A 10398-nucleotide genomic window follows, 5' to 3' on the forward strand; every position below is an offset into this window, starting at 1 on the left:
GTGTGCGCCCGGGCGTGAGCCAGGGGGATCACCGGATCGCCCTCGTTCCAGATCAGCAGCATCGGGACGGTCTCGGCGAAGGCCCGCATCTCCTCGGAGGCCGTCCGCTGACCGGACGGCGCGATCACGCCGCGCAGCGCAGCGAAGAACGACGCCTGCCCGGCCTCGGTGCCCAGCGCGCGGGCGGCCCGGCGCAGGTTCGTCACGTTGTCGGGGGTCAGCCGCAGCGCCCGATGCAGGCCCGGACGCGCGTAGAGACGCCGCAGCCAGGGACGCGTCGCGACCCGTAGCACGACCGGCGCCACCGGCAGAGCAGCGGCGCGCAGGACGGGATGGACCTCGCGGCCCAGTCCCCCCGCAGACACGAGAACGACCCGTTCCACCCGCTCCGGGTGCCGGGTTCCGAAGAACATGGCGATGGCCCCGCCGAAGGAATGGCCACACAATGTGGCGGACGAGAGCTGCAGTGCGTCCAGGAACTCGCCCAGCGACTGCGCGAAGTCGCTGAGCAGGTAGTCACTCGTCGGCTTGTCCGATTCGCCGTGGCCGATGAGGTCGACGGCCAGGACACGTAGCCCGTGTCCGGCGAGGGGACCGATCGCCTTGTCCCACGTGTCGGCATCGGAGGCGAGACCGTGCAGCAGGACGACGGCCGGACCGTCGGGCGGACCGGCCTCCCGGTAGGCGATGGCATGCCCGCCGGCGAGCACGGTGTTGCGCGCGAAGTCCTCGGCCACGGACGAAGACGCTACGTCAGTGGCCGACCGCAGAGCGGAGTCAGGCAGCGGCGCGACGCTTTCGAGGGCGCTTGGCCGCCGGACGCACCTGTCCGCGAGCGGACGCGACGACCTCCCGGTCGAGGCCGAGGATCGAAAGCAGGGTCCGGCAGTCGTCGGCGTCGAGGGAGGCTCCGGCGACGACCTTCACGGCCTTGCGCTGCTGCTCGGTGTGCAGCTTCTCCTCGGCCTCGATGCGGGCCAGATCTGCTTGGGAAATGGGCGTGCCGTCGATCGACATCGTCCCAATGCGCGCTGTCATGGAGCCACTGTTCCCTGCGCATCTGGCCGTCTAACGATGCATGCATGAACAGTGCAGGACGCTCAGCCAGCGCCTCGCAAGGCCCGTCAGTTGGGGGGTGGCAGCTGCGCGACGGTGAGGAAGAAATCGTCGATCTGCTTGATGACCGCGGTGAAATGGTCGAAGTCGACCGGTTTGGTCACGAAGACGTTCGCGTGCAAGTCGTAGCTGCGGACGACGTCCTCGCTCGCACCCGACGTCGTCAGCACGACGATCGGGATCTTGCGCAGCGTCGGGTCGGTCTTGACCTCGGCCAGGACCTCGTGGCCGGTCATCTTCGGCAGGTTGAGATCGAGCAGGATCAGGTCCGGGCGCTCGACGTCGGCATAGGTCCCTTCGCGCCGCAGGTACTTCAGCGCCTCGACCCCGTCGGGCACGACGGTGAGCTTGGACTTCAACCGGCTGGCCTTCAACGCCTCCTCGGCGATCATCACGTCGCCGGGGTCGTCTTCGACGAGGAGCACGCCGAGCGGCCCGCGGGGGGGATCAGTCACGTGATTCGGCAAGAATTGCGCCTTCCGGGGATGGTGAATGTGAAGTTTGCCCCTGTGGAGGACTCTACGGTGTCGAGCCATATCCGCCCGCCGTGGAACTCGACGATCTTGCGGCACAGCGCGAGCCCGATGCCCGTCCCGCCGTAGCGGTCGCGCAGGTGCAATCTCTGGAACACCGCGAAGATGCGCTCGGCGTACTGGGGATCGATGCCGATCCCGTTGTCGCTCACGGTGAACGTCCACACGCCGTCTTCTTCGCCTCGGACGGCGGAGATCCGGACGACGGGCGGGACGTCCTCGCGCCGGTACTTCACCGCGTTGCCGACGAGGTTCTCCAGAAGCGAGGTGAGCAGTGATCGGTCGCCCGCGACGGTCGGTAACGGGGTCAACTGCTCGACCCGGGCGCCCGCCTCGTCGACGCGGTCGCTCAGCGTGGTCAACGCCGAGGCGAGGGCCCGCTCGAGGTCGACCGCCTCGAACTCCTCGGTCGTCCGGCCGACGCGGGACAGCGCGAGCAGGTCGCTGATCAACACCTGCATGCGCTTGGCTCCGTCGACCGCGAACTCGATGTACTGCCGTGCCTTGTCGTCGAGCTGCGGGCCGTACTGACGCTCGAGCAGTTGGCAGAAGTTGGCAACCTTGCGCAGCGGTTCGGACAGATCGTGCGACGCGACGTAGGCGAACTGCTGGAGGTCGTCGTTGGACCGGGCCAGTTCTTCGCTGCGGACGCGCAGCTCTTCCTGGATCTCCTCGGCCCGCGCCAGTTGGTTCGCGATCTGCAACCGCATCGCCTCGACGTCGCGGCCGAGTGCGGTGAACTCGGCCGGCCCGTCGGCCACGATCTCCCGGTACGTGTCCCCGGTCGCGACCTCTCGAGTCTGCCGGCCCAGCCGGTCGACCGGCTCCAGGACCCAGCGATGCAGCCCGCGCCACAGCCCGACGCCGGCGACCACGAGGGTGAGCGCGGTGAGCGCGCTGAACACGGTGAACACGGTTCCGGCCGTCCGCCGACGATCGCGGGCCGATGCCGCTCGGTCCTCGACCGCGGCCGACAGGCTTGCCGCCCGGGCCCGGACGGCAGCGAACCGATGGCCGGCGACCGCTCCCTCGACGAGCCGCCGGGCCGCGTGATCGCCCGAGCCGATGCCGGCGATCGCGGGCTGGGCCACGTCGGCCTGCCACTGGCGCGCGGCATCGCTGAAAGCGGCGAGCCGTCGCGTCACACTCTTGTCCGAGCCGATCAGCGAACGGAGCGTGCGGGAGTGCGCCTGCTCGGACACCCGCGACCCGTTGTACTGGATCAGGGCGGGCCGGTCTGGGCTGAGGGCGTACCCGCGCAGCCCGGTCTCCTGATCGACGAGATCGGTCAGCAGTCGCTGCGTCGTCGCCACCGCCGGCTCCCAGCGATGCACGACCGAGTTACCGGCGAGGACGAACTGGGTGGCGGCGATGACGACCGCGGTCACCATGAGGGTGAGCAGGGCGCCGAGCACGGCGAACGACTGCCCGATTCGTCGGCGGAGGGTCCACGGGCGCTGTCGGACCGGACCCGTCACGACCTGCATTCGGCGCGCGGAGACGCGATGTCGTTCTTCGCTCCGCAAGAATCGCTCACCGACCCTCGACGCTGAGCACCACGACGGCAGTGTCGTCGATGGATTCGCGCGGGGCACCGCCGACGAGCGTCGAAATCCAGGTTCGGGCCGGGCCGCCGGCACGCATGCAGGTCTGCACCGCGTCCACCAGTTCGGTGATACCGAGAGTCGCCGACAGGCCGTCCGCTGCGTAGGCGTCGAGCAGGCCGTCGGTGTAGAGCAGGACGGACGTACCCGCAGGTATGGCGATCGTGTTGTCGACCCAGGTGCTCGCGCCTCCACCACCGAGGCGAATGCCGAGCGGCGGCCCCACGACGAGGTCGGGGTAGCGGGGATGACCGTCGTCGCACACGATCGGCGCCGGGTGGCCGGCCACCCGCACGGTCGCGCTGCCGTTCGCAATCGTCAGGTCGCAGACGGTCACGTAGCGGGGACGGACGTCCTGCTCGGCGTCGAGCAGCCGGGCGAGCGTCGGCAGGATCTGCTCGTCCGGAGTGCCGGCGAGCAGCAGGGTGCGCCAGGCGACGCGCAGGTGGACGCCCAGTGCCGCCTCGTCGGGGCCGTGTCCCATGACATCACCGATGACCGCGCGGATGCGGCCGTCGGCCGTCTCGATGACGTCGAAGAAGTCGCCGCCGAGGACGGCGTCGTCGCGACCGGGCTGGTAGTACGTCGAGCAGGTGACCGCCTGCGTGCGCAGCAACGGCGTGGGCAGCAGGCCGCGCTCGAGGCGTGCCTGCTCGGCGGCGCTCATCCGCACCTCTCGCAGCTGCCGCTGGGTGCGCTGGGCTCGCTTGCGCTCGATCGCGTAGCGGATGGAACGCTCGAGCAGTTCGCCCGTGATCGTGTCCTTCACGAGGTAGTCCTGGGCGCCGGCGGCGAGGGCGTCGACACCGTCGCGTTCCTGCCGGCCGGTCAGCACGATGACCGCGGTGTCCGGCGCTGCCTCGACCATCTCGTGCACGCCGGTGTAACCGTCGGTGTCGGGAAGGCCGAGGTCGAGCAGGATGCACGCGGGAACGGCTGACAGCGCTCGCATGGCATCACCGAGACTGCGCGTCCAATGGACGGCGTCGTCCGGGATGCCGGCCTCGGCCAGGCAGGCCTGTACCAGGACTGCGTCGCCGGGGTCGTCCTCGACGAGAAGGATGGACAGGCCCGCGATGGATCGCGAACCCACCACAGGTTCGAGCACGCTCACGTGCGCCCTTCTGGCTGCCGACGCGTGGGCTCAGCGTCGGGCGAATCGACTGTACTCAAGCGGACGAGGAACTCCCGGCGGCCAAGCTGCCTCAGCCGCACTCCTCGGGATCCCGGCCGGCACACGCGGCGTCGACCAGCTGCGCGACGATGGACGAGATGGACCCCAGCGACTCGACCTGCTCGGCGGTGAGCGAGTCGAAGACGTAGCGGCGCACCGACTCGACGTGACGCGGCGCGGCCGCCTCGACGGTCGCCCGGCCCTGGTCGGTCAGGACGACGAACGCCCCGCGGCGGTCCTCGTTGCAGTTGGACCGCTCGATCAGGCCGCGCTGCTGCATGCGTGTCAGCTGGTGGGAGAGCCGGCTCTTCTCCCAGCCGAGGGCGCGGGCGAGTTCGAGGATGCGCATCCGGGCGTCGACGTGCTCGCTGAGCTGGACCAGGACGGAGAAGTCGGCGATCGACACCCCGGACTGCTCCTGCATCTCGCGGTTGAGGCGGGCGGTGAGCTTGGCGTTCATGTCGAGATAGGCCCGCCACGCTGCCTGCTCGCGCGCGTCCAGCCAGCGCGGGCTCTCAATCGTCGACTCGGTCATGCCGCCATCATACGGCACTGGTTGACACGTCATCCTTGAGCGCGTACGTTCTTGGTTGACGGTTCAACCACATACTTCAGAGGAGTCAGAATGACCGCCCCCACCACCACCGATTTCGCCACTTTGACCGGTACGTACACATTCGACCCCGCGCACAGCCGTCTCGGCTTCGTCGCGCGGCACGCGATGGTGACCAAGGTCCGCGGCGCCTTCAACGAGTTCGAGGGCACGGCCGTCATCGACGGCGCGAACCCGGCCAATTCGTCGGCGACCGTCACCGTCCAGGTTGCCAGCGTCGACACCCGCAACGCCCAGCGCGACGGTCACCTCCGCACCAACGACTTCCTGGACGTCGAGAACTACCCGACGATCACCTTCAAGTCCACGTCCATCGCCCACGTCGGTGGCAACGACTTCGAGGTCACCGGCGACCTGACCATCAAGGACGTCACCAAGCCGGTCACGATTCCGCTCGAGTTCCAGGGCGCGGCGGTCGACCCGTTCGGCAACCAGCGCATCGGCTTCGAAGGCAGCACCCAGATCGTGCGCAGCGAGTTCGGCGTGACCTACAACGCCGCGCTCGAGACCGGCGGCGTGCTGGTCAGTGACAAGATCACCCTCGAGTTCGAGATCAGCGCCATCAAGGGCTAATCCCGCCTCCCCGAGCTTCACTGCTGTTGTCGCTTTCCAGCCCCTTGACGCGTGCCGCTGCTTTTCCCGGCTTCCAGCGTCAGGGGGCTGGTTGCGTCAGCGGGCGACTGAAGACCAGTCGGCGAAGCCGGACGGGTCGTGCCGGCCGAAGGACGCGTGCTCGAACAGGCCCCACCCGACGGCGCCGTCGCAGGTCGCGCGGGCGACGTGATCGATCACGCTGTACGGCGCCCGGCCGGCCACCGAGGAATCGCTCAGGTCATAGACCGCGCCTTCGGCGAAGCCCTCGCCCTTCCACTGTCCGTGGCTCCAGTCCGGGTCGCCCGAGTAGCCCGCACCGACGTTCAGCGCCACCGAGGTGAGCGTCTCGACCTCGAGGACGACGGGGCTGCCGTCCTGCGCCGTGCACCGGATCGTCGCCCCGACCGGATGCCGCGTGCCGGATGCGTAGCTGATCGAGACCGACGGCCAACCCAGTTGCTCGACCCGCCCGTCCTCCCACACCCGGACGGCGTCGTTCAGCGTGCGGAATCCGTCGACGCGCTCCTGGGCGATGAGCACCACCGCGAAGTCGTCGAAGCGCAGCGGCACGTAGAGCCACCAGAACCCGGCCATCGGCTCGGCCGGCGGGCGGCCGCCCGGCTCCGGCTCGCCGACGGGGCGGATGCCCCACGACCGGTCGCGGCTGCCCACCCAGTCCTCGACCGCGTGCGTCACACCGTCGACCCGTAGCTCGCCCTGCCAGGTGCCGACCTGGGCGAAGCGGGTCGTGTCGATGATCGTCCGCGCACCGAAGCGCATCTGGTGCTGCGCCTCCTGTACGGCGTCGAACGACCCCGTCCAGGTCAGGTCGAATCCGATGCCGTGCTCGTCGCCGTCGCAGACGAGCCGCAGCCGCCACAGCGGGTCCAGCACCTCGATCCGGTACGGCCCGACCTGCTGGCGCAGCCGGTCATCGCCCATCGCGTCGGAGAACCGGACCGCCCACTGCCGCTCGCCCTGCCGCACGGTCGCGTAGGCGTCCACCACCCCGAGGTTGGGGTAGGTGCCCATCCCGGTCACGAAGAACAGCGAGTCGTCGCGCCGGTGCGCGTTGAAGTACGAGCGGTCGTAGAAGTTGCGATCGGAACTCGCGACGTGGGCCAGCGACAGCGGCGCCTGGTGAATGGGGAATTCGTCCAACGGCACCGGCGCCATCAGAAGTACGTCCCCGCGAGCATCCGGCGCAGCGGCTCGGCGTTGTAGAGCAGCTCGTCGGGGTTGTCGGGCATCTCGCGCTCGCCGAACCGCACCGATCTCGCGCCCGTTCGCAGATAGACGATGCCCCACTGCAGCGCCGCGTACGTCTCGTAGAAGTCGAGATTGTGCAGCTCGACGCCGGAGCCGGCGACGTAGCGGGCGACCACGTCCTCGCGGCGCAGGAAGTCCGGCATGCCACTGACGCCGAGCAGCGTGGCGAGATCCTCGAATCCGCGATGCGCGTGGACCAGCCAGGCGACGTCGAGTTCACGCGGGCCGATCCCGGCCATCTCCCAGTCCAGGACCGCCGCCGGCGCGAAGTCCTGATAGAGGACGTTGCCGATTCGCGAGTCACCCCAGCTGACCACCGGTGGACCCTCGACAGCGGGCCAGTTCGCATCAACCCACTCGAACGCCTGCTCCACCAGCGGCGAGCGCGCTCCATCGGCGGCGACGAAGTCGTACCAGGCCCGGGTGTGCGCGACGTGACGCCGCAGCGGCGTATCGCCGGCGCCGTCCGGGAACCCGAGCCAGTGCGGCGGCGCCATCTCGTGCAGCGCCACGAGCACGTCGACCGTGGCGTCCTGCAGTCGGCGCTGCTGCACGGGCGACGCGTCGAACAGCCAGTTGTCCCCGAAGTTGTACGGCATGACGTCGGGCGGCACCTGGCCCTCGACGCGGCTCATCACGAAGAACGGCGCACCCACGGGCTCAGCTGACGGCTCGTTCCAGAACATTGTCGGCACCGGCACCTCGGTCTGCTCGCCGACCGCCCGGATGAGGTCGAACTGCCGGGTCAGGTCGTAGGCGGGGAACACCGGCACGTCGGCCGCGTCGGGCGCCACGCGGGCGACCAGCGATTCCACCCGCGGTCCGGACTCGTCGGTCCAGGTCGCCTCGAAGATGAGGGTGTCACTCGACATGCCGTTCGCCGACGTGCCCTGCATGCCGCTGATCACCGCGTCCGGCCGGTGCCCGCGCAGCCACTCCTGCAACCGGGGCCGGATCACCTCCGGCGCGCGGCTCGACCGTTGCAGTTCCATCGGCGGTGGCTCAGCCATCCGGCTATTATTGAAGGCATTCAGTAAATGTCAATGGGAGGCAGTTCCGTGGACGGAGCACGGCGGCGCGGCCGTCCCCCGCGGATCACCCGTGAGCAGATCGTGCGGGCGGCCCGCGCGGCCGGCGACGAGCTCCGGATGGCCGACGTCGCCCGCGCCCTGGACGTCGCGCCCACCGCGCTGTACCACCACGTCCGTGATCGCGAGGAGCTGCTCCAACTTGTTGCCGCCCAGGTGCTCGAGGAGACCCCCTTCGACGACTGGGTGCCGGCCGCCGACGCACCGTGGCCGGACTGGGTCCGCGCCTACGCGCTGGCGTTCCGCGCCGCGGTGCTCGAGCACGCCGCGCTGCTGCGTTACGTGCGGCTGACCACAGCGGCGACCGCCGGACGGCTCGAACAGATCGACGCGTTCGTCGGCGCGCTACGGGCGGCCGGGTTCTCGTCGGCCGACGTCATGCACGCCGTCCAGCACGTCAACCTCCTCGTCAGTGGCGAGGCGTGGGAGCGCGCGCTGATCCGCTCCGCCGGCGACGAGCCGCAGCTGGTCGAGTTCGACCGCGCGGTGGCGCACCGCGCGGCCGAACTGCCCAATCTCATGCCGCTGACCGACCCGGCCGAGCGGCCTGACGCCGACAGCCACTTCGCCTTTGCCCTCGACTGCCTCATCGCCGGCATGTCGGACCGGCTGGCGGCGGCGACCGCCGGTCAGTAACTGCTGCTGCTGCTCTTGCGCTCTTGTCGTCGTCGTCGTCCTTCGCGCCGGGAACGGTCTTGGTGTCAGCGGTACCGGCCGGAGTAACGACCCACCATTTGGCCGAAATCGTTGTCGCCCTGGCCTTTGGTCGTTCCCGTCGCGGCGTCCAGCGCGAAGTAGTACAGGGGTGGCCGTTGTAGGTGACCTGCTTGCTGCCGTCACTGCGGGCGATCGTCGCAATCTTGGCCTGCCGGGCGGAACCCGTCGCCTCGGCGGTCGTGCGTTACCTGTCTCGGTGAGCGTCTCGGTCGGTCGAGTGTCGCCACTGCCGCCCGTCGCCCTGGATCAGCTGCGTCGCCTCGCGCGGACCCCATGAGCCGGCTTGGTACAGCGGAATCGGGTCTGTGGTCGACGCCCAGAAGTCGATGATGGGATCGACGATGCGCCACGAGCGTCCGACCTCGTCGGCGCGGGTGAACAGCGTGGGATCGCCGACGAGCGCGTCGAAGATGACTCGTTCGTAGGCCTCGGCCGAGCGGTTCGGGAATCCCTCGTTGTAGGCGAAGTCCAGGCTCGCCTTGCGCACGTTGAACGTGCGACCCGGCACCTTCGCGCCGAACCGGATACTCAGCCCTTCCTCCGGCGCCACGCGCAGGATCAGCGCGTCCGGCTCGCCGGCTGTGCCCGGGAACAGGGGCAGCTGCGGCGGCCGCTGGAACTCGATGGCGACCTCGGTGATGCGCATGGGGAGCCGCTTGCCCGTGCGCACGTACACCGGCACCCCGGCCCAGCGCCAGTTGTCGATATCCAGCCGCAGCGCGACGAAGGTCTCCACTTCCGACACCGGATCAACCCCGGGCTCCTCGCGGTATCCCGGCAGCGGGTGGTCGCGACTTCCGCCGCGGGCGTACTGGCCACGCACCGTGCGTTCGGCGATGCGCTGCTCGTCGTCGAACGAGCGGATGGCGCGCAGCAGCTTCAGCTTCTCGTCGCGGATCGCCTCCGGATGGAATGAGGTCGGAGGCTCCATGAGGAAGAGCGAGAGCACCTGCAGCACGTGATTCTGCACGATGTCGCGCATGGCGCCGGCTGTCTCGTAGAAGCCGCCGCGATCCCCGACGCCGATCTCCTCCGCGACGGTGATCTGGACGTTGTCGACCCACGTCCGGTTCCAGATGGGTTCGAAGATCGCGTTCGCGAAGCGTATGGCCAACAGGTTCTGGACGGTCTCCTTGGCCAAATAGTGATCGATGCGAAAGATCTGTTCCTCGGTGAACACGGTCGACATCTGCGCGTAGAGATCACGCGCGCTCTGCTCGTCCCAGCCGAACGGTTTTTCGATCACCAGTCGCACGAAACCATCGGTCGGCGACTTCGCGAGGCCGGCGGCGCCCAGCCGCGCGGAGATCGAACCGAACAGCGCCGGCGGCGTAGCCAAGTAGTAGAGCCGGTTGCCGGCCGTGCCCTCGCGATCGTCCAACTCGGTAAGCAACTGCTCGAGGGCCAGATACGTCGCCGGATCGTCGTAGCCGCCCGTCACGTACCGAGCGTTCTTGATCAGGTGATCCGCTTCCGGCCCGTGCACCGCTATCGCGGCGGCGCAGTGCGATCTGAACTCGTCGTCACTCATCGCCGTTCTGGCCACACCGATCAGCGTGACCTGTGGTGCCAACCCACCATCGAGGGCGAGGTTCGCCAGCGCGGGGAGCAGCTTGCGCTGCGTCAGGTCACCCGACGCGCCGAAGATCACCAACGCGCACGGCGGCGTCGGGCTCGAGCGGTCTGCCGC

At 69.2% G+C, this 10398-nt stretch carries 12 protein-coding genes; 2 read left to right on the forward strand and 10 right to left on the reverse strand.

The features are described from left to right. The 6 genes from ABR571_RS12845 to ABR571_RS12870 form a co-directional block, all read right to left on the reverse strand. The coding region (locus ABR571_RS12845) for an alpha/beta fold hydrolase (protein ID WP_409453603.1) at nucleotides 1–737 on the reverse strand (737 nt) is incomplete at its 3' end. Between the two features lie 40 nt (nucleotides 738–777). Continuing rightward, nucleotides 778–1038, reverse strand: a complete 261-nt coding sequence (locus ABR571_RS12850; protein WP_409453604.1) for a hypothetical protein — start codon at nucleotides 1036–1038, stop codon at nucleotides 778–780. Between the two features lie 86 nt (nucleotides 1039–1124). Further along, a complete protein-coding gene (locus tag ABR571_RS12855) occupies nucleotides 1125–1571 on the reverse strand; it encodes a response regulator (protein ID WP_409453605.1) in 447 nt (148 codons plus the stop codon). Then, nucleotides 1568–3127 carry a sensor histidine kinase gene (locus ABR571_RS12860; protein WP_409453606.1) on the reverse strand — a complete coding sequence of 520 codons (1560 nt, stop codon included), beginning with the start codon at nucleotides 3125–3127 and terminating at the stop codon, nucleotides 1568–1570. Before ABR571_RS12860 ends, ABR571_RS12855 begins: the two co-directional genes overlap by 4 nt. Nucleotides 3128–3182: 55 nt before the next feature. Further along, nucleotides 3183–4367, reverse strand: coding sequence for a PP2C family protein-serine/threonine phosphatase (locus tag ABR571_RS12865; RefSeq protein ID WP_409453607.1), 1185 nt, complete (start codon nucleotides 4365–4367; stop codon nucleotides 3183–3185). 91 nt (nucleotides 4368–4458) lie between these two features. Continuing rightward, complete coding sequence (locus ABR571_RS12870) at nucleotides 4459–4962, reverse strand: MarR family winged helix-turn-helix transcriptional regulator (RefSeq protein ID WP_409453608.1); 504 nt, start codon at nucleotides 4960–4962, stop codon at nucleotides 4459–4461. Nucleotides 4963–5052: 90 nt separating this feature from the next. Between ABR571_RS12870 and ABR571_RS12875 the strand changes: the two genes are divergently transcribed. Continuing rightward, nucleotides 5053–5613 carry a YceI family protein gene (locus ABR571_RS12875; protein ID WP_409453609.1) on the forward strand — a complete coding sequence of 187 codons (561 nt, stop codon included), beginning with the start codon at nucleotides 5053–5055 and terminating at the stop codon, nucleotides 5611–5613. A 96-nt stretch (nucleotides 5614–5709) separates the two neighbouring features. Here the strand turns inward: ABR571_RS12875 and ABR571_RS12880 are convergent, their stop codons facing one another. Together ABR571_RS12880 and ABR571_RS12885 are read right to left on the reverse strand one after the other, a co-directional pair. Then, complete coding sequence (locus ABR571_RS12880; RefSeq protein ID WP_409453610.1) at nucleotides 5710–6810, reverse strand: hypothetical protein; 1101 nt, start codon at nucleotides 6808–6810, stop codon at nucleotides 5710–5712. Further along, complete coding sequence (locus ABR571_RS12885) at nucleotides 6810–7913, reverse strand: phosphotransferase family protein (protein WP_409453611.1); 1104 nt, start codon at nucleotides 7911–7913, stop codon at nucleotides 6810–6812. Before ABR571_RS12885 ends, ABR571_RS12880 begins: the two co-directional genes overlap by 1 nt. 48 nt (nucleotides 7914–7961) lie before the next feature. Between ABR571_RS12885 and ABR571_RS12890 the strand changes: the two genes are divergently transcribed. Beyond that, nucleotides 7962–8627, forward strand: a complete 666-nt coding sequence (locus tag ABR571_RS12890) for a TetR/AcrR family transcriptional regulator (protein ID WP_409453612.1) — start codon at nucleotides 7962–7964, stop codon at nucleotides 8625–8627. Between the two features lie 65 nt (nucleotides 8628–8692). Here the strand turns inward: ABR571_RS12890 and ABR571_RS12895 are convergent, their stop codons facing one another. Beyond that, on the reverse strand, nucleotides 8693–8794 hold the full coding sequence (locus ABR571_RS12895) for a hypothetical protein (RefSeq protein ID WP_409453614.1): 102 nt from the start codon (nucleotides 8792–8794) through the stop codon (nucleotides 8693–8695). Between the two features lie 98 nt (nucleotides 8795–8892). Continuing rightward, nucleotides 8893–10398 (reverse strand): glucose-6-phosphate dehydrogenase (gene zwf / locus ABR571_RS12900; RefSeq protein WP_409453613.1); only part of this gene is annotated, 1506 nt, incomplete at its 5' end.

The organism is Jatrophihabitans sp. (genome assembly GCF_046262535.1).
Taxonomy (GTDB): Bacteria; Actinomycetota; Actinomycetes; order Mycobacteriales; family Jatrophihabitantaceae; genus Jatrophihabitans.